The sequence below is a fragment of the Deltaproteobacteria bacterium genome (assembly GCA_021737785.1).
Lineage (GTDB): Bacteria > Desulfobacterota > DSM-4660 > Desulfatiglandales > Desulfatiglandaceae > AUK324.
The window spans coordinates 195,918-215,666 of record JAIPDI010000001.1 but is presented as its reverse complement, the minus strand read 5'-3'; the positions used below and the strand labels follow the sequence as shown (position 1 = coordinate 215,666).

17 protein-coding genes are annotated in these 19,749 nt (G+C 51.7%); 3 read left to right on the top strand and 14 right to left on the bottom strand.

The window, feature by feature from the left end; genetic code table 11:
• Window positions 1–14: 14 nt before the first annotated feature.
• Both K9N21_01075 and K9N21_01070 read right to left on the bottom strand, forming a co-directional pair.
• Window positions 15–659 (bottom strand): TetR/AcrR family transcriptional regulator, encoded by a 645-nt coding sequence (locus tag K9N21_01075; protein ID MCF8142489.1) that lies wholly within the window; start codon window positions 657–659, stop codon window positions 15–17.
• A gap of 204 nt (window positions 660–863) precedes the next feature.
• The gene (locus K9N21_01070) at window positions 864–1,712 is read right to left on the bottom strand and encodes an alpha/beta hydrolase (protein ID MCF8142488.1); all 849 of its coding nucleotides are present in this window, start codon (window positions 1,710–1,712) and stop codon (window positions 864–866) included.
• 717 nt (window positions 1,713–2,429) lie between these two features.
• Here K9N21_01070 and K9N21_01065 point away from each other — a divergent pair.
• Both K9N21_01065 and K9N21_01060 read left to right on the top strand, forming a co-directional pair.
• Window positions 2,430–2,837, top strand: coding sequence for a response regulator (locus K9N21_01065; protein MCF8142487.1), 408 nt, complete (start codon window positions 2,430–2,432; stop codon window positions 2,835–2,837).
• Window positions 2,838–2,916: 79 nt separating this feature from the next.
• A complete protein-coding gene (locus tag K9N21_01060) occupies window positions 2,917–3,174 on the top strand; it encodes a hypothetical protein (protein ID MCF8142486.1) in 258 nt (85 codons plus the stop codon).
• 121 nt (window positions 3,175–3,295) lie between these two features.
• On the opposite strand, the gene K9N21_01055 is transcribed toward K9N21_01060, so the two are convergent.
• Together K9N21_01055 and K9N21_01050 are read right to left on the bottom strand one after the other, a co-directional pair.
• Window positions 3,296–4,375, bottom strand: coding sequence for an MBL fold metallo-hydrolase (locus tag K9N21_01055; protein ID MCF8142485.1), 1,080 nt, complete (start codon window positions 4,373–4,375; stop codon window positions 3,296–3,298).
• Window positions 4,376–4,533: 158 nt separating this feature from the next.
• The gene (locus K9N21_01050) at window positions 4,534–4,983 is read right to left on the bottom strand and encodes a helix-turn-helix domain-containing protein (protein MCF8142484.1); all 450 of its coding nucleotides are present in this window, start codon (window positions 4,981–4,983) and stop codon (window positions 4,534–4,536) included.
• A gap of 299 nt (window positions 4,984–5,282) precedes the next feature.
• Here K9N21_01050 and K9N21_01045 point away from each other — a divergent pair, with 299 nt between their 5' ends.
• Window positions 5,283–7,523, top strand: a complete 2,241-nt coding sequence (locus K9N21_01045; protein MCF8142483.1) for an SLC26A/SulP transporter family protein — start codon at window positions 5,283–5,285, stop codon at window positions 7,521–7,523.
• A 447-nt stretch (window positions 7,524–7,970) separates the two neighbouring features.
• Here K9N21_01045 and K9N21_01040 read toward each other — a convergent pair whose 3' ends face one another.
• The 10 genes from K9N21_01040 to K9N21_00995 all read right to left on the bottom strand — a co-directional run bounded on the left by K9N21_01040 (window position 7,971) and on the right by K9N21_00995 (window position 18,895).
• The gene (locus K9N21_01040) at window positions 7,971–8,750 is read right to left on the bottom strand and encodes an enoyl-CoA hydratase/isomerase family protein (protein ID MCF8142482.1); all 780 of its coding nucleotides are present in this window, start codon (window positions 8,748–8,750) and stop codon (window positions 7,971–7,973) included.
• A 17-nt stretch (window positions 8,751–8,767) separates the two neighbouring features.
• Window positions 8,768–11,488 (bottom strand): PAS domain S-box protein, encoded by a 2,721-nt coding sequence (locus tag K9N21_01035; GenBank protein ID MCF8142481.1) that lies wholly within the window; start codon window positions 11,486–11,488, stop codon window positions 8,768–8,770.
• 284 nt (window positions 11,489–11,772) lie between these two features.
• Window positions 11,773–12,384, bottom strand: coding sequence for an NAD(P)H:quinone oxidoreductase (gene wrbA / locus K9N21_01030; protein MCF8142480.1), 612 nt, complete (start codon window positions 12,382–12,384; stop codon window positions 11,773–11,775).
• Between the two features lie 142 nt (window positions 12,385–12,526).
• On the bottom strand, window positions 12,527–13,363 hold the full coding sequence (locus K9N21_01025; protein ID MCF8142479.1) for a cytidylate kinase-like family protein: 837 nt from the start codon (window positions 13,361–13,363) through the stop codon (window positions 12,527–12,529).
• A gap of 253 nt (window positions 13,364–13,616) precedes the next feature.
• A complete protein-coding gene (locus tag K9N21_01020) occupies window positions 13,617–14,729 on the bottom strand; it encodes a DUF3524 domain-containing protein (GenBank protein MCF8142478.1) in 1,113 nt (370 codons plus the stop codon).
• Between the two features lie 56 nt (window positions 14,730–14,785).
• Entirely contained in the window at window positions 14,786–15,505 is a 720-nt protein-coding gene (locus K9N21_01015) for a DUF72 domain-containing protein (GenBank protein MCF8142477.1), read from the bottom strand.
• A gap of 281 nt (window positions 15,506–15,786) precedes the next feature.
• Window positions 15,787–16,299, bottom strand: a complete 513-nt coding sequence (locus K9N21_01010; GenBank protein MCF8142476.1) for a C-GCAxxG-C-C family protein — start codon at window positions 16,297–16,299, stop codon at window positions 15,787–15,789.
• Between the two features lie 324 nt (window positions 16,300–16,623).
• Window positions 16,624–17,766, bottom strand: coding sequence for a M20 family metallopeptidase (locus tag K9N21_01005; GenBank protein MCF8142475.1), 1,143 nt, complete (start codon window positions 17,764–17,766; stop codon window positions 16,624–16,626).
• Between the two features lie 65 nt (window positions 17,767–17,831).
• Window positions 17,832–18,383, bottom strand: coding sequence for a cysteine hydrolase (locus tag K9N21_01000; protein MCF8142474.1), 552 nt, complete (start codon window positions 18,381–18,383; stop codon window positions 17,832–17,834).
• A 110-nt stretch (window positions 18,384–18,493) separates the two neighbouring features.
• Window positions 18,494–18,895 carry a cupin domain-containing protein gene (locus tag K9N21_00995; protein ID MCF8142473.1) on the bottom strand — a complete coding sequence of 134 codons (402 nt, stop codon included), beginning with the start codon at window positions 18,893–18,895 and terminating at the stop codon, window positions 18,494–18,496.
• Window positions 18,896–19,749 lie beyond the last annotated feature (854 nt).

Below are 19,749 nucleotides of genomic sequence, written 5' to 3'. Positions count from 1 at the left end.
CCTGTCAGCCGGTGTTATGGGTTCATAATTCCTTTTCTGAAAATATCGAGGGCGATGTCCAGGGTTGACTTCAGGTAATTCTTCTCAGGATTGATCATTCGCTTGCTCTCTTCCCACAGGACCGCACCCGTAAAGATGATCCACACGATATCTGCCAGGGCGATGGAGGGATAGCCTGCAAGGCGACCCGCAGCCTTGCCCTGGTCAAATATCCTGGACAGGCTCTGGAGACTTTTGCCGGCCAATGCATTGAGCTGGGAAAGCCGCTCGGGCGGCAGGTTTTCGAGGCCATCGCTGGCCTGGAGATGAAAGAGATTGATCAGGATAAGCGGGTCGAAATCGTAGACATCGGAAAGGAGATCTTTCAGGACCGCGATCTTTTCCTCTGCATCGATGTCCGGTTCAAGGGAAAGGCCTTCGAGTCTGCCGGAGAGGTATTCTAAGAGTTGAAGGTTCAGGGATACATAGATGTCGTCTTTATTCTTGAAATAGAGATAGAGGGCCGCAGGACTCAGCTCGGCCTCTTTGGCGATATCTTCAACCGTCGCCACGCTGAATCCCCTGGTGTGAAAGACCCGTTTGGCGGCATCCAGGATCTGCTCGCGGCGCACCCGCTGCTGCGTTTCCTTTTCGCGCTTTTTTCTTTCCGCAATGCCCAAGGACGCCACTCCCTGCCTTAAATATTGTTCAGCTATCTGAGTCAGATTCATATAACTGAATATTTTTTATTCAGTCAAGGAAAAAGATCCGGATCCTCGATTTTCTTTTCATATCCCTCTCAGAGGGGATGAAGCAGATATTGGTACACGCCTTGTGGATATTTTTGGTTGTGAGAAAGAATAAGGGGAAAGGCCCTCGAGAACCTATGGGGATTCGCTGCGATGGCTTTTAAAAAAGGACGCCAGCATCCGGCGGTATTTGTCTGATAAGTCCGATTCAATAAATAGTCGGACATGTTCACAACCTTCTACAGACCAGAGATATTTAGGTGACTTGGCCCGTTCGAAAAGCTGTTCAGCATGATCAAAGGGGACGGCAGTATCCGAGATGCAGTGAATGATCAGCAGGGGAATGGGCGATACCTGGTCGACGAGGTCAATGGGACTGTAAGCATCACTGACCCCTATAAAGGTGACCGGTCGGATCGGCCAGGTAAGGCAGGAGGCCCGGCCGATAACTTTTTGGCTCTCATGCATCATCATATAGCGGGCTTCCGCTCTGAAGGAGGTAAACGCGCCTTCTACGGCCACGGCTCGAATCCCGGAGAAGTCGTTTTGGGCCACGGCTGCAATAGCGAAAACAGCGCCGAGGCTCTGACTGTAGAGGAAGACATTGCGGCGATCAATGTCGGGTCTGGCCAGAACATATTGGATGGCGGCTACAGAATCGTTATAGATGCCGGATCGATGCGGAGTGCCCTCAGAATCCCCGAATCCCCGATAGTCAAAGGTAAAGGCATTGAATCCGTGCCGTGGAAACCAGTGGATGTGTCTTAGATAGTAGGTTCGATTCGCAAAATCGCCGTAAAAATAGATGATGGTCCCGGCCGGGGTCCCTGTCGCCGGGATGAACCATCCATGCAACCGGGTGTTGTCCGGGCTCTCAAATGAGACCTCTTCATAGGGCAAGCCATAAGCGGCCGGGGTTTCGTAAACAGTATCATTGGGGTAATAAAAACTACTGTTAAAACACCCCGATATCCACGGCAGCATGGACAGGGCTATCCAAAGCCATAGTGTCGCCCGGAAGGTGGCATGCTTCACATTTCATCTCTTTTGCTATGTATTCAGCCTGCTCATATTGAGGCCAAATAAACTCCTAACACGGATGCCCGCAACCAAAACGCCTGTTTGCTGTCCCGTCATTCCGGCATGCCCTTAGCCGGAATCCACTCCGGCGCATTCCTGGATTCCGGCCAAAACCGTGCCGGAATGACGGAAGGGTTAGTGTGCAGTGGAACAACGGGTCAGGATGAGCGTGGCCCGTTGCAAATTGTGAATAGTCCGGCAAAATTCCGCCCCGCTTTAAGGCATTCCAGGGATTCCGAGATGCACATTCACCACCATTTTACATCCCCCCTTTCAGGAAAGCAAGGCGTGGTGTAGGAAATTCTCTTCACATAAAACCCACTGTGTTCTCAAAGGGTTAGATTTATCGCCCCATTCGGATTTCTTCAATTTGAAGGAAAAATCCTTCATCCTTCCCGTTACCTTCCCTCCGCAAAATAAAATTTCATTTTAATATCAATAGATTAACCCACTTGTGTCGACTTGGTATGTCCTTTGCTTGTAAGAAAGTCAGGAGCTGCCCTGTCTCGTCGAAGTGCATCAATGTGCCTCAACAGAGCTGTCTTGTCTTCATTCCGATCTTCCTTCTTCTCTTGTCTTGTAAAGGTAGAGGGGGTTCGGACTTTGAGAAAGAGGTGGGCTATGATAAAGATCCTCGTGGCAGATCGCGAAGAAGCCTTTTGTTTAATCTATAAGGATGAGCTGACTGAGGAAGGCTATGACGTGGTGAGCGTAACCAGACCGAATGCCTTAATGACGGCGGTTGAACAAGAGAACCCGGACCTGGTGGTGATGGACAGCGAAATGGAAGATCCGGATGTACAGAGGTTCTTGAAAAAGGTGCAGAAATCCAAGTATCGGGTGCCCGGCATTCTATGCACCGCCTACTCCGCCTCAACAGGGGGGTGTCAGTCGCTCGCAGACGATATGGTCATCAAAAAAGCAAATCTGGATGAGCTGAAAGGGAAGGTCAAGGGAATATTGAAAAATAGAGGGGGACGTCTATCTCCAGACGTTTCGATGGTCCCGTCGCAGATGAGATTCCAGTAAAACTTCTGGATCGGTGAGACGGTTCATTGAGTGGCGGGTGAGGCGACCGTCCTGCTGATCGCTGTCCAGGAGGCATAAAATGGAAGAAATTGTCGATTGCCTGTTCTACACGCTTTTCTGCAAAGGATTTTCAGGACCGGAGACCCTCAGGCTCGTTGAAGATGTGGTGCACATCGTTGTCAGCGACAGGGGTGAATTTACCACCGATCAGGTGAACCGAAGGTTAGAGGGAATGGGCTGGCATGAGACAAGTGTCGACCCGTTCACCTTGGAACTCATCATGGCATTCCTGTTAAACGACCAAGGGCACGAGGTCGGAAGCCCCGCGATTCACTGACCCACAGGTACACCGATTTTAGACACTCCCTCCAATTTTTGACTTCAGACGTTGCATCCAACATTGCGTTAAGATAAGGCGTTGAGGCAGGGAGAACCTCAACGCCCCTGTTTATTCCGTTCTAAGTTTCAATAACATACCGCGTCCCTGCAACATTAATGATGAACTGCTCCGGCATCTCTCTCTGGAATCCTGCGATGGCCTCAAACCCTGCGCAGTGCATCGGGACAATGTAGTCCGGGGAAACGGCCTTGATGTCGGCAATCGTTTGCTGGATCACCTCCGGTTTGGCGCCGGTCAAATGGAACCCTCCGATCACCAGATGAACCTTATCTATCCCGGAGACCTTCTGAGCATGTTTTACCGTATTAACGATCCCTGAATGGGCGCAGGAGGATAGGACCACCAAACCTTTGCCTTTGGCATTAAACATTATGGATTGCTCTCCCGCAAAGTAATCACGCTCCATCTGATCGCCTTTTTTGACCATAAGAATAGGCGAGCCCTTTTCATATTCCGTCACCCGCTCGATATCTCCTGTCAGATAGGCCCCGGGAACAATGGGCGTCGGTTCCTTTACCTCAACAATCTTGACACGATCCAGGGACTCTAACTCCGGTCGGTTCAGCTGTCCGAGATCGGCGACTCCATCCAGGGGCGTATAGACCGGCGGGAGTTTGACGAACTTGTTGTCAAAGGCATCCCCTCCCACATATAAGTGAATCCCTTTTCGAATCTTTTTGCCATTGGCTTTAAGCATGGGGATCAGGTTTGCCCAATGGTCCAAATGGCCGTGGCTTAATCCGAGGGCTTCTATCCTATTCAAGTCGATCCCCAATATCTCCATATTCTTGCTGACGCCTTCGAGATCCATGCCGTAATCGAACATGAATGCGTTGGATTTGCCATTGACGACCGTCTCAATGTGATAGGCGAGGCCGTGCTCGGCGTGGAAAGAAAATCCCTTCCAGATAGAGGCGGCACCTGGACATTTCACCTGTCTTTTAGCGATCTTGTAGTTCCACCTGAGACAATCATAGTAATTATCGGTAATGACGGTGATGACCAGCTTGTCAACCTCTGGGATGTTTACGGACGCATGTGCCACTGAAGGGCCTCCTCTTAAGATCGGCCCTGCCATCAATGTGGCGCCTGCCGCGGCGGATGCCATTAAAAACTCTCTTCTGCTGATTTCTTTCATGATACCTTCCCCTCCCCATAATGAAGTTATCACACTGCCTGAACCGATTCAGGCCCCCTGCCCGGAGTACGAATTCATCACCTCCTCTCCCAGACTTTTGATCCCTGCCTATTGGTTGGATGGATTGTCAGTTCATTGATTCAATGCCAAATTGTTGGTCAGGCTTGGGGTGCTATCTCCGTTTGCTGAAAGAGAAAGTAATCGCAGTTGTCACAAGAATGGTCGCAAAAGATCTTTTTGTGGCCTATTTCCTTTCTTAGGGTGTGACAGTTGAGGGATTTGGTCTTATAGACCATGCAATCCTCACACCTTCCATCGGAGCGGACGTGATCGCTCATCGAGTTCTTGAAAAACTCCCAGCAAAAGGTGGGAAAGGCATCCGTGGCGGTGATGTCTTTCAGATGGAATCCTGTTTCTGAGGGGTCTGGAAATGGGATGTTGTAATCATGGAGGAAGGCGGCAAGATCCTTGGGGAGGACTCGCCAATGCCCTGATGTGCCGACCCGATAGCCCTTAATCTCCCCTTTTTCCAGCCATCGCTTCACTGTCTCTCTGGAGTGGTGACAGATCCGGGCAATATCGGAAGTTGAAAAGGCCTTTTTTTTCATGATTTGTGTTTTTTGTTTTTTTTGTTTGATATATTTATATTTTGTTTTGATACTTGTCAATCATTTTTTTCTTTGCAAAAAGGCACTATTTTTCAAGAAAATTGGGCAACACGTCAGCCATGTGAAAATTGGTGGCAGGCGGTTGAGCGCTCCTTCTAAGTTGCATTAAGATTAGGACCGTGACACCCGGCGACCGCTTCAGGATTTTGCATACCGATTATCTAAAAGGGCAATAGCGAATATGGTATTGCTGGAGGTTTTGTAATTGCGGGCGTATTGGGGATATGTTAAAAGGCATCATGCCAAACGCCATGTTCAACAATCTGAAAGGGGATATCTCCGGAGGCCTTTCCGCAGCAGTGATCGCCCTTCCCCTGGCCCTTGCCTTCGGCGTATCTGCCTTTGCGTCCATCGGAACACCTGAAGCCATGGCCAGGGGGGCGACGGCCGGGCTGTACGGGGCCATCTTTACCGGAATTTTTGCGGCCCTGTTCGGCGGCACCGCATCTCAGATTACCGGCCCCACAGGCCCCATGACGGTGGTGATTACCGATTTTATCGTAGGGTTGATGAAACATCCGGCAATACTCGGGCACGCCGATCCCCTTTCCGCGATCCTGACCCTGACAGCCGTGGTTGTTTGCATGGGGGGACTGGTCCAGATATTAATGGGTCTGTCGCGCTGTGGTACCCTCATCAAATTCATTCCCTATCCTGTGATTGCGGGGTTCATGAACGGTATCGCCGTCATCATTTTTATGGGACAGATCGCGCCGATGCTGGGCATCAAATCGTTTTTCGGTCCTGAAGGAACCTTTTCTCCCACGCTCCTGGACCATAACATCGGTGTGCTTCCCATCCTGGGCATCGGCCTGGCAACCATTGCCGCAATTCTTCTCATTCCAAAAATCACTCGAAAGATCCCGGCATCCCTCGCGGGCCTGATCCTGGGAACCGGAATCTTTCTCCTGGTTGCCAAGACCATGGTGCCGGCACTGGACCAATTTGATGGAAATCCTTTCATCATCGGCGCGATTCCCACCGGATTTCCCATCCCTTTCGGGTTCGTCGCCATCTCTCTTGCCGACATTGCAGGACTCATTCTTGAACACCCGGTCACGTTTATCGGGCCCGCAATCGCCCTGGGGATACTGGGCGCCATCGATTCGCTTCTCACCTCCCTGGTGGCGGATGTCAGCACTAAAACCAAGCATCACTCCAACCGCGAATTGTTTGGCCAGGGTATCGGCAATATCGCCAGCGCCGTTTTCGGCGGCCTGCCCGGCGCCGGAGCCACGGTGAGAACGGTGGTGAACATCCAAAACAACGGCCGTACACGTCTCTCGGGAATGCTTCACGGGGTAATTCTTCTTTTTATCCTGGTGGCCCTGGGAGCCGCCGCAGGCTGGATTCCGATGAGTGTCCTGGCCGCCATACTGATGGTGACCGCCATATCCATGCTGGACACCTACAGTCTCAGCCTGATTCGGAAGAAGACGGCGTTGAAGGACCTTGTGGTGGTGGGCGTGGTCACTATTATTACCGTGGTACTGGACCTGATGATTGCCGTCGGCATCGGTTTTCTGATTGCTGCAATCCTTTTCATCCGGGAGCTGATCAACGCCAAAGTCTATCGAAAGAAGTTTCGGTGCGATCTCATCCATTCCAAAAGGATTCGGACCGAAGCGGAATCCCTTGTTCTGAAGGAACATGGGACCGAAATTCTGGTGTATGAACTGTCCGGGCATCTGTTCTTTGGAACGGCCGACAGGCTCTCCGACGATGTGGAAGCGGAGATGAAAGATACCCGGACGGTCATTTTCGACCTGAAACGGGTGGATTCCATCGACATTACGGGCGCCGAACTGATCAAGCGCATCTGTGACGACATCAGGGCAGACGGCGACACCTTCATGCTTTCCAGTCTGATCCGAGGCAGCCGCAGACGGGAGAAGATGATATTATACCTCAAAGACCTGGGGGTGATGAAAAGTGTCGGGGATGAAAACATTTTTCCGGATCTGGATCGGGCCATGGAAGCGGCTGAAAACCGGTTGATCCGGAAATTCGTTCCCCAAGCGACCGCAGACCTTGGTCCATTGGATTTCTCAGATTTTGCGCTGCTTGAAGATATGACGCCCGAAGATCTGATCAAGATCCGGGCCATTATGCAAAAGCAGGTGTACGCGGCCGGGGAAACGATATTTGAAGCAGGGGAACCAGGAGATACGGTGTACATGATCGCGTCGGGGTGTGTCAGTATCCTGGGATCATCCGGATCGGAAAAGGACACCCGGTTTACGAGCCTGGGACCGGGGCTTTATTTCGGTGAAATGGCGCTGCTGGAACGTTCCGTCCGGTCGGCCCGTGCAGTGGCGGATGAGGAGTGCGAATTATATGCGATTCAGATGGACGATATTGAGGAACTCATACGGAAAGACGTTCAGGTAGGAACCCGATTACTTCATGCCATGGCCAGAGGATTGAGCCGGCGGCTTCGGCTTGTCTCGGCCGAACTCTCGGCCATGGAATCCATTTGATCACCTGAAGGAATCTTCCGATTTTCTCCGACGAATCAAAGATTTTTTATCCGACCAGGGATGGGAGTAAGAGGTTTTTCTCGTTCCAGGGGGTCCCTAATGCCCTCCGGTGACCCAGCGCATGGCCCTTCGCCGCCCAGAAGCGGTTTTCGCATGAGACGGGGAGAGAGCCTTTTCCGGTGTAATTGCAGCGCGTGCGCCTCCTATCCCTCCATGGCCTCGATTTTTCGGCGAAGTGCGACCTTATCTTGAGAGTCCAAAGTTCTCACGTCATGCCGGACTTGATCCCCGTAAGTGCAGGATCTTCGACCGGCATCCAGAACATTTAACTTATCAAAAAGATACTGGATTCCGGCTTTCGCCGGAATGACGGCCTGGAATTTATGCATTCAATAAAATCAATACATTACGAGAACTTTGGACTGTAGAGGACCTTATCCGTAAACGCTATTTTTCTTTCCAGAGGGGGCTGCGCTTCTCCAAAAATGCGCTGATCCCTTCTTTGGCGTCATCAGTGGAGCAGAGACGGGCAAAGGCCTCGTTCATATATTCAAACGCCTTATAGTAATCCAGATCTGCCGCTGCATAAAAGGCCTTCTTGGCGATCTGAAGCCCTATGGGGCTTTTCTGGGCCAGAAGGGCGGCCCAGTCGCGGGTTTCCCTGTCCAGGTCGGCTTCGGGGATGACCCTGTTCACAAGCCCCATATTCAAGGCCTCCTGGGCGCTGATCAAATTTCCGTAGAAGAGCAGTTCGAGGGCGCGCTTTCTCCCGATGGACCGGCTCACCGGAACGACCGGCCCAATGCAGTTTAGCCCCACATTGATGGCGGTCAGACCCAATCTTGTGTTTTCACCCGCAACAGCCAGATCGGCAGCCGCCACCAGACCTGCACCGTTTGCCGTGGCAACCCCGTGCACCTGGGCGATAACCGGTTTGTTCATCCGGCTTATGGTCACCAGAGGGTTTTCCATACAGTCTATCCAGTCACGATATTCCATGGTGCTTTTCTGGGAAAAATCGCTCACGTCGATGCCGGCGCAGAAGGCCTTGCCCGCCCCTTTGACAAGCACGACCCGCACCTCCTTTTTTGAATCCAGTTCTTGAAAGGCATTACTGAGTTCCACGGCCAACGGAACATTGAAGGTATTGAGGTTTTTCGGCCGGTTGAGCGTGATCTCCGCCACAAAATCATCCCCGATTTCAACGATAATATTCTTGTACTCCATAAATAAGACTCCTCCTTTTAAGATGTTGGCGATTTTACCAAAATGGAATTCAACGCTGCGCTCATTTCTGCCATTCGATACGGCTTTTTCAACGCATTTTGAAACCCGTACCGGCGATAATTGGACATCACGGGATCATTCGAATACCCGCTTGATACAATGGCTTTAACGTCATGATCCATTTCAAAAAGGGCCTTTAGGGTTTCTTTTCCCCCCATGCCCCCTGGAACGGTTAAATCCAGGATCACGGCATCAAATGCCCGACCGGATTGTAACGCCTCTTTGTACACCCGTATCGCTTCTTCGCCGTTTTTTGCCGGCGTTGCCCTGTATCCCATCTGGTGCAGCATTTCCGCTGCCACCTCTTGAATAAATTCCTCGTCGTCCATAACCAATATCTTGCCGATGCCCGAAGTGACAACCCGTTTGGCAGCTTCGGACTCGGAGGCTATTGCATGGACGCCGGCTAAATAGATGCTGAATGTTGTTCCGGATCCAGGCTCCGAATCGACGGTGATCCTGCCCTTATGCTTATCGATTATGGCATATACCACGGTCAATCCCAGCCCGCTCCCTTTTTCTTTGGTTGTAAAATAAGGGTCAAAGACCTTTTTGATATATTGTTCCTTTATCCCTGTCCCCTGGTCTTGAATGGTCAATTTCACGTATTCGCCTTCTGCCAGCGCCAATTCATTGGCGGGAGGGAGATGGATGTTTTCTCCCCGCACATGAATCACCCCGCCTTCGGGCATGGCCTGAACGGCATTGAGGATCAGGTTATGGATAACCTGGGATATCTGGCCTTCGTCCACTTCCGAGGCAAGCAAATCCGGCTGAAAGAAAAAATCGCATCGGACATTCGACCCCCTCAAGGCAAACATGGCCGATTCCTTCATCAGATTCGCCAATCGCGTGGGTCGTCTTATGGGGTCACCCCCCTTGGAAAAGGTAAGGAGTTGCTGAGTCAAATCCCTGGCAAGCAAGGCGGCCCTTTCCATCCTTTCCAATCTGGAAAAAATTTTGTCCGCCGGGTCGATCTCATTTTTTACTAAAGAGAGATTCCCGATGATCCCGGACAGGAAATTGTTGAAATCGTGTGCGATCCCGCCTGCAAGTACCCCCAGGGATTCAAGTTTCTCGATCTTCAAAATTTCCTTTTCCATTTTTCGGTTTTTGGTGATGTCTCTGAATACCAGTACCGATCCGAGGGTACGGTTTTCAATATCCAATATGGGGGCGACGCTGTGTGCGATGATACATTCTCTGCCATCTTTGTTCATCATGACCCTATCATCGGCAAAACCGACGGACGTATGACTGTCGGTTTTGCTCTGCACGGGGGAGTTGCGCAAAGGATCGGTGCCATCGTCCACTGTCTTGAAAACCTCTTGCAGGGGTTTTCCGAGGGCTTCGGTTTCAGTATAACCGGTGAGTTTCTCAGCGACAGGGTTGATGAGGGTAATGCGCCCATTCCGGCCAGTGGTAATCACCCCGTCGCGGATGCTTTGTAACGTCACCCTGAGCCGTTCCTTCTCGGCGCTTAATGCTTCCTCGGCCCGCTTGCGCTCTGAAATATCCCGTGAAACGCCCTGGACCCCCACCGCTCGTCCCTCTCTGTCCCGGATAAAGGACATGGTTGTTTCCACCCAGGCGTAGGTCCCGTCCTTACACAATTGCTGGAATTCCATGGTCCGCGATCTATTCGCAGTGCCATCTTTCTTCCCCTCCCTGTCCAGATCCTGCTGCAGGGCCTCAGTCGCTTTTTCCAGCGATCGGGGCGCTAAGATATCTTTCATGGTCAGTCCTACGGTCTCTTCCGGAGTGAATCCGGTAATCCTCTGGACCGACGGAGTGGCATAATTAAACTCCATTGTTTCCAGACTGAGAGTCCAGATAATGTCCGTCACATTTTCCGCCAAGAGTCGGTACCTACGCTCCGAGGCCTCTAAATCAGCGGTTTTGGATTCCAGTTGTCCCTTGGATTCAATCAGTTGCTTGTTAGCGGCCTCCAGATCGGATGCGAGCGTTTTAACCTCATCGTATTTTTCCTGAATTCGCTTATTGACATCCAGAAGATCCTGCACGGCGTTACGGTAGATCCGCTGTCGGTGGAACAGCCGCTTCCAGAATGGTGCCCGGCTGCGGGAATCAAACCGGACGCGGTATAGACATCCCTTACAGCCGTAGGCGGGCGTTTCCGGCCATATCCGGGTACCGTACGTGTCGGCGGACACCTGGCATTCGATTTCTTCCACGTGCGCAATCGGCATGCCCAAGATGGTCGGTATGCCGGTTAATATACCTCGTGTATAGTCACAGTCATACCGGGTCTTCTGCGCACTATTATGATATCGGTCCTCCAGAACCACCCATGAATCAGTCAGTTCATGGATGTGGACGTCCCCGTTCAATTTCAAAATCTTATTATATTTGGGGGCCTGGGAATAGATGAGCTTTGGGCTCCCGAGCAGCCGGGCGATTCGATCCAGAATGCCGAGGGACTGAAAACGCTCGGAGGCGAGCGCCATATTATAGACCGCGTTTTCGTCGCCCAGAATATGGATCATTCGATGGTAGAGAATTTGCAGAAAAGCATGGGAAACCCAATTGTTATGGTCTAAGAGGTAGGCTTCGTCAAGTTCCAGCCCATCCAGGAGATGGCCGAGAGAACCGTTGTTGGCCTCGCGAACATACATCAGCAAGGTTCGGGTAATCCGGCAACTGATTTCTCTTGTCATTGACGGGTCCATGCGCACACCTTTCAGATACAGGCCTCATATCATACACCCAATGTATCAATTTTGCGAATTTTCCGTACACAGCCGCCACTTGCGAAGGGCTTCAAACCCTGTGAGGCCATAATAACCAGTACTGCGCGGGCTGAGATGTCCTCTGATTAGGCATTATCGCGTGATCCGCGAATGCGCACTCCGCGAGGCTGGATGGCCCTGAACCGCTGTCTTTTTGAACCACTGTGTCCTCCTGAACAAAAAATCAGCCATACGTCTGAAGAGTCATTTGCTCACGCCACGAGTTTCTTTGCGATTTCCGCCACATGCCGGCCCTGATAGCGCGCGCCCGCCAGTTCGTTGGGACTTGGCAGCCGGCTGCCGTCAGCCCCGGCGATGGTGGACGCACCGTATGGAGAACAACCGCTGATTTCCTCCATAGTCGTTTGCCCCTGAAATGAATAGGGCAATCCAACAATTATCATGCCTTGATGGAGAAGAGTAATGTGAAAACTCAGGAGGGTTGATTCCTGGCCTCCGTGCTGGGTGTTAGAACTCGTGATAACGCTTCCCACCTTTCCCACCAATGCATTGCTGGTCCACAACCGTCCCGTTGCATCAAGAAACTGGCGCATCTGACCGCACATATTGCCGAATCGGGTCGGGGTCCCAAATATTACGGCGTCAGCTTGACCTAATTCGTCCACGGTGCAGACAGGCACATCGGCCTGCTGCTTTTGAGCTTCGATCGCGCCCATCTTTTTTAACACATCTTGAGAAAGCGTCTCCGGAACTCGGCGCAGTTCAGCTTCCGAGGAACTTACCGACCGAACGCCTTCAGCGGCTGCTTGTGCGAGCTGGTAGACGTGCCCATACATCGAATAGTAAACCACTAACAATTTCATAAGATCCTCCATAACGTGTTTCCAGCCTAGCTTTGTGAATTATCGGCTCTCAATGCATTCTCATTTAGCACCTTGAATTGGACTAATGATTGGACTTGTGCACCTTTAAGATACTTGGGTATGGGCCCGCCTGCACACCTTGTCATAATTCGGGCAACGGATGCCTTTTGGCGTCGCTTATCACCTTTGCCACGCCGGGCACTTGCCTAATCACTTCGGTCACGCCGGCGACGGTTCGCATTGGGTCGATCAAACCGGTCAGTTTCACCACCCCGGGGTCAGGAATCTCGATTTCAAGCTCCTGCAAGTTGATGTTTGCCTTCCTGAGGGCCGCCTCGACCCTGTTTAAGAGCGACAGCCGCTCCATGGCTTGCTGCGCGTTCAGGCTGCATGCAGCGATGGCGGTCGTTCCGGCCAGATGAACGATCATTTCGGCGACAGCGTCAATCCCCATTTTTTCGACATTGATCACCAGATCGTACAACGAAAGGTCATCCCAGTCGATTTTAAAGTTAAAATGCAGAAATCCCTTGAGATCGGTGTCACGCTTGGCAATGAGTTTTGCGGCGGTTTGGGGCTCGATCTTTCTTTGGGAGGCAACGCGCTGGGTGCGGAATGCATCGGAAGCGCGCAGACGAACATGGAGTGCGCAGTTGAAATCTTTTAGAAAGAAAGAAGATCCATGGCCGATAATGACGCCGTCGCCGCGCCGGGCAACCTCGTATATCACGGCCGCCATCAGTTCGTCATAGATTTCGGGGCTGCGGCGAAAAAGCCGGTCCAGCAGACCCGGGGCCTTCACATCGAAGGCCTTTAAGTCCTGCGATGAAAACTCCATGTCCACCGCCACCTCTTGCAAACGTTCGTCATCGAATAAATCGATCTCAAGTCGCCGGGCGACCTCTCCGGCGACACCCGTGATACCGCATCCTATACCGGCCGTAAGGGTAATCAAAGGCATCGTCTCTCCTCCATGCAAACAGGGTTGTGATCCAGGCCGAGCACCATACCTTCCCGGCGGATGCCGTACAGGCGTCCCGGGGTTTTGGCAAAAGCGTCGTTCGGGGCGCAGCCGTGGACCTGAATAGGATCTACAGTCCCGGCGAGGACAACGGGCCGGAATAATGGAAGGATGGAGTAATGGAATCTCTTCCCGTTCCTCCACTTTTCCAACATTTCAATCGAACCTGCAATCTGCATAAATTGCTTGCCGTTTTATTTATTCAGCGAACTCAGACAGCACCAAATACCCTATCATACTTCGGAGCCATATGCTGCCAGGAATATCGCTCAACACAGTGACGGAAAGACTGTTCCCGGATCTTGCCAATCCCGTGCAGAGCCCCTGTGAGTTTCTCAACCAGCTCCTCAAATGTCTCATAAAAGAGGTCAGGGTACGTTTCATACGGAATCAGCTCCGGATAGGTCAGGCGCGTCGGCAATATGGGGTGCCCCCCGCAATATACGGCTTCAACAAGGCTTGCTCCGAAAAACTCCTGGTGCGATGTCACCGGGACGATGTCGGAACCCTGCAGCCACTGGGCATAGTGTGCAAAATCTTCGACATATCCGTAATGAACGATTTTGTCCCGCAACCTCTCGCGCGTGGTGCGAAAAATAGGGGGATGTTGGTCGAAACATTTTCCAAGAATCGCCACCCGAAAGTCCAGTCCTTGCTCATCAAGCAGGAACAAGGCCCGGAAGAACTCTTCGGGATTCTTATCATATTCCCAGCGATGATTCCAGAGAATGAGCGGGACCTGATTCATGTCTGCATCGCGCGTGTGATGCGACCCGGCATAATCAAATTTCTGCAGATCCAGTCCCAGATGGAGTACGCTGCTTTTTGTTCGGATGATGTCTGCGGTGCCTTCCTCATGAGGAGGAGGAAACTGTTTCAGAAAGCGTGGCAATTCGCGGAAAAAGACGTTGTAATGATATGCTGAGTTGAACACCACGGCATCTGCTGCCAGCGCAGAACAATAGTTGATAAATCCATAATGGTGATCGCGCTTCTGCAAAATATCTCGATCCGTAGGCGACCAGGGATAGCATATCTGATTTTCGTGAAAATAGAGGACCACAGGGATGTGGGCGGTTTTTCGGCGCGTCAAGGCCAGAAAAGTTGTCAGATCGAGCATGTCGGTAACAAGCAACAAATCCGGTGCCGCGTCGGACGCCAAGAATTTCCGTGCCAGTGTGACAGCGCCTCCATGCATGCGCCACTTCCAAAAGTGCCCGCTAAGACTCAGAATGTCAACAGTGTGTTTACTATGGCGAGCGTATCCTGTCGCCCAAGCAGCGTGAGAACCGGTAAAAAACGGTTCAATGAGTGTAATATGCATTGACGGGAAAATGCCCTCCTGTGTGGGTTTGGAGTCGCGGTTTTTTATCCTGCCTGTCACCGGCGCCCGGGAGGGGTGTAGGCCGGATCGGCCAGCTCCTGAAACCTTTCGGCAATCAGAGGGCCCTCTGTTTCGTGTTTAAAGTAGACGTATGCTTCCCGCCAGTGTTGATCCCGAATCCGGTTAATCCATGTCTTCAGGTCCGCATCACTATAACCGGGTTGTCTCAACCGCAGATAACCCCAATCTCCAAAAAGTGCGAAAGAAGTATCAAAGTCCTCTCCGGCATCGGAAATGCACAGCGCATTCCCATGATCATGGAGGAGTCTAAGCGTTTCATCATCAAACCAGGATGCATGTCTGAATTCAAAAGCAACTCGGCATTCCGCTGGGAACAGATCCATAAAATCACGCAAACGATCCGTATCTTTTTTAAAATCGGGTGGTAATTGAAACAACAGCGGACCCAGACGATCTTTGAGCGTTTTTGTAATCTCGAGCAGATGCGCCAGTGGCTGTTCCACGGATATAAGTCTCTGGACATGCGTGATCCGGCGCATGGCTTTCAGCGCGAATTTGAAATCCGCAGGAACCGCATCGGCCCAGGATTCCAAGAGAGGGATGGTCGGCATGCGATAGAAGGTATTATTGATTTCGACAGTCTTGAAATGCTCACCGTAAAAATGCAGCATCTGGCCGGCCTGAATAGAATCCGGGTAGAAGATCCCCTTCCATTCCTTATATGAATAACCGCTGGTGCCGACATAGAGGGTGATCTTGGCGTATCGCATATTTCAATGTACCGACAGGGAGGATCTGCGCCTCCGGGTCAATTCAGAGGTGCGAACCTCCGGTTTACATGTTGAAAAACGCCTTCAAGCTTCAATGGTAACCACGCTTCACACCTCCGGTGACCGTCGAGACAATGTGTGAATGGCTTCGCGCAAGGCGACCAGTTCCTCTCGGAGGGCGACAAGCTCTTTGGCTCCCGCCAGTTCGGCTTCGCTGTCAACTGCCGAATAATATACATCGTCCGGATGCTCTCGGGCGGTATGGATTATTCTGCATCCCTTTCCCGTGTTTCCAAAATTATTTCGGTGGTCATTCTTGCCACTTCACCTACGAGCGTGGAGCATGTCTCCAGCAAACCGGCCTTGATGCCGGCCTTCATTTCCTCCGGGTCATACAGATTATAAAAACGGCCCAAGAGTGATGTCTGCAAGTCGGCACATCTGCAGGTCCCATATTTGTCCACAAAACGATCATGCAGTCTTTTCGAGAGAAGATTCGCTTTTACCAACTTCATTATATTGTCGAAGTCTCCTCTGTCTCGCCCGAAAAAATAGCCGATAGCAAGGACGCCGCCGGAAAGAGCGCCGCAATGGCCGTCACCTGTCAGGCCGACGCCGTCCGCCAAACCGGTAGCCGCCTTGAAAATGTCGTCATTTCTTATCCCCAGGGCATCTAAGATTCCCGATAGGGTACATTGTGAGCATCCGCCGCAGGTCATCTCATATTGTTTGGCTATGCTAAACGCCATATCCATGATCTCATTTTTGTCTCTTTTCATTGAAACACCTTCTTCTTAAGCTGCATCTTCAGATGGTAAAGACCCAAATATGTCTCCCCCAGCCCAAAGACGGATTGTTTCCCGTCCGATGACATTCAGGGGGTTTACTTCTCCGAGCAAGAGGTTATCCCCATTTTAGCACCTTTTTCCCTGGTTTTCTGTCGCGAAAAGCAAGAAGATGATTGTGAGAGGGTGACGTCACTCGAGAGCCTCTTTGGTTGGGGTTATCCGCTTTAGATACTTTTAGAAGCTGAACAGCGACGCCGGTGCCGGATTCCCGCGGTGATTTTTGCGCGGTGTGGCTGTGAATGGGAGATCCGTCTTCTATGCGTCTGACACCTTGCACCAGCGCCGGGAAATTTCCGAGTAGATCTCAACCGCCTCAAAAAGCCTGGGAATGAAACAAAATTCATCTGTTCTATGAGCCATCTCGGCCTCGCCGGGACCCAGGATGATCGTCGGAACCGAGTTAAATGCCGGAGTCAGTACGGCTGCATCCGTGAAGTAGGGGAGGCCCTTGGGCGGAGCAGGATTATCCGAATAGCGCGATACGATTGCAGACACCTCTTGAATCCATCTGTTGTCCGGATCAGTAGCTACCGCATCAAGATCGAACAGGGAATTTATCTCGACGTCCGCTCCCAGGACCCTCTTGAGATCGCTGATGGTTTCATCTGAGGTCCTTCCAGGTACCGTACGAATATCGACCTGAATCGAAACCTGGTCGGGCACAATGTTTATCCGTGTTCCGCCGGCAATCGTCCCCACATTCAACGTAGCGGCGCCCAGAACCGGATGGGAGGGATACCCCAGGTCGGCGTCTCTTAGCTTGAGTACAGCCTCAGCCGCTGCATATATGGCATTTACCCCTTGTCCGGGCATGGAACCGTGCGCTGCAATACCTCTTGTTTTCAGTTCGAGCCACAATACCCCTTTGTGGCCGATGAAAAGTCTGTTGGAAGTCGGTTCGGCAATGATGAGACCGCCGGCTTCTCCGAGCACGTCCTTCAACGACGCCACATAGGCCGAGCCTTCACAGCCCGTTTCTTCGGACGCCGCTATCACCAGAAGGATGTCCGCCTGACGATGGGGATGTTTCGCCATTTCCAGTGCACTCACCACGCACGCAGCGATGCCCCCCTTCATATCAGAGGCCCCGCGACCATAGAGCTTGTCTCCGTCGACTTCTCCGCAAAAAGGATCCCGGGTCCATTGTGAGTCCCCCAGCGGGACTGTGTCTATATGCCCGGCATAGCAGAGCGGCAGATTTTCCCCGCCTCCCCGAAGGCGAGCAACGAGGGTGGGCCTTCCGGCACTGAACTCATAGGTCCCCACCTCGAAACCCGACCCTTCAAGGCGTTCTGCGAGAAAATCCACACATGCTTTCTCTTGTCCGGGGGGATTAATCGTGTTGAAGCGCAGCAGGTCTTGCGTCAGTAACAGGACTTCTTCGGAAACGGATGCCATTGTGTACCCTGTGGGTCAAAATCTATGTTCAGCGGGCGCGGCATGCGATCCGCTGGAAGAAACGATTATATCAGATGACTTTCAAGCTCATTCGTCCTGATAACTTGAGCAAAAGGACTGGAAAGCGCCGCCATGAACGCTGCATGCACCTGCGATGCCTCAACGGCTACCCTGCCAAACGCCATGTCCTTTGTTGCGCAAGCATCCGATATCACAAGACAGCCGAAGCCCAAATCGAAAGCGGCCCTTACTGTGGAATCGATACACATGTGGGTCATTGCACCGCAAATAACGACGTTTTCCACCTTAAGACCCTGCAGCTGTTCATTTAAAGAAGTCCCTCTGAAGGAATTTGGAAAATGTTTGCGGATTATCGCCTCCCCTTCTTGAGGGGTGACACTCTCGTGTATTTTAACACCCTCTGTCTCCGGCAGGAAAAAAGTTGCACCGGCCCTATTTGATACGTGCTGGACATGGAAGATCGGCAAATCCTCGGCACGAAACAGCTCAAGGGCATGCCGGGCATTATTGGCAGCCTTCTCCATGCCGGAAAGCGCCATTCGGCCACCGGGGAAGTAGTCATTTTGAATATCTATGATAAGTAATGCTCGATTCATTTCGTTCCTCAGCCTTAAAAGGGGTCACCAAACGGTAATGGCGCGAAAGGGAATTACCGGTTCGGATTAGTGCGGTGTCGGATCGCTATGGGTTTGCCGTATCACCGGGGCTAGGCGTCTGCCTTTTTCATCCGGGAAAAATTCTTTTCCGCAATCTCCGTCAGCCTTCGGAACTCCTCTTTGGGACTAAACTCAATGAGGACGGTGCCGGCCTCAACCGCCATGGTGTGCCCCGGGGCCATGTAATACACCTCTCCTGCCTTAACCACTTCTTCATGATCGGCATAGCGAACCGTCATTCGTCCCGTCAAGAGGTATCCCCAGTGAGGGCATTGACATCGATCATCCGGGAGCCCTCTGAGCAGCTCCGCATCGTCGAAATCCGCTAAATATGTTTCGTAACCCACGCGCATGTCACCCCACTCGGCCTGCCTCCAGACGGCTATTTCGGATGCAACCTTTGTCTCGAATTCCGAGAGCGATGCATGATTGCCTTTAGATCCGGAAATCATCTGCAAGGTCCTCCTTTCCAATTTTAGATCCCTTGTTTATAACTTCTCTGCAAGATGCGGAGGAGTTGGTGCCTCATCCGCCCGCGTGGGGTCTCTTTCCAAGAGCAACCTGCAACTGCTCATGGGAACGGCAGCATGGCTTAAACTGCCGTTCGTTACAGCCCCAAGAACAGGCTTTCATATAATGGTCATTCTTGCTGCCTTTCCATAACAGGTATAGAAAGCCCTGGGGCGGTCGCCGAGCGTTAGTACGCATATTAATGCAGCTTCTTGAAAAGAGATCCCCATGCGCGCCTGGGTTCTTGGGCTTTGCACCAGGCGTTTTTGTCTGCGGCTGTTAAGCCGTCTCAGGGGTGTCCTTTAATAATTGGTACCCGAACGGAAACCCGAAAAATCAAGAAACAGTGAACTATGAGAAGAGGTTCTGTTAATGTAAATTTTGTTCCATCAATTTTCAATTCTTGAATATTCAATAGTGCCTGAACGGGATTTTCGTTCAGGCACTGCTATACAGGTCACTCTCTCAAGAGATACCAAACCCTATTCGCTTGATCAAGTTATTTAATTACAAATGGATGTCCCAATATCCCACGCAATCGAAATACCGTCATTTCCCAACCCAGATACTCAAATGCCCCCATTTACCTGCCGTCATGACCGTCATAACCTAATACGAATGATGGGCATGAGGGATGTCTTCTCAAAGACAACGAGAGATCCCGTGCCGTCGTTCGTCTGACCCGCGCTATCGGATTTCCCAATGTTTCCAAGGCCGTGAGCAGGGGCGGCGATGTCACAGGACAGATTGACGGCCAATTGCCGATGCGGGGCCTTGACGAGCGTCCATTCGGCCC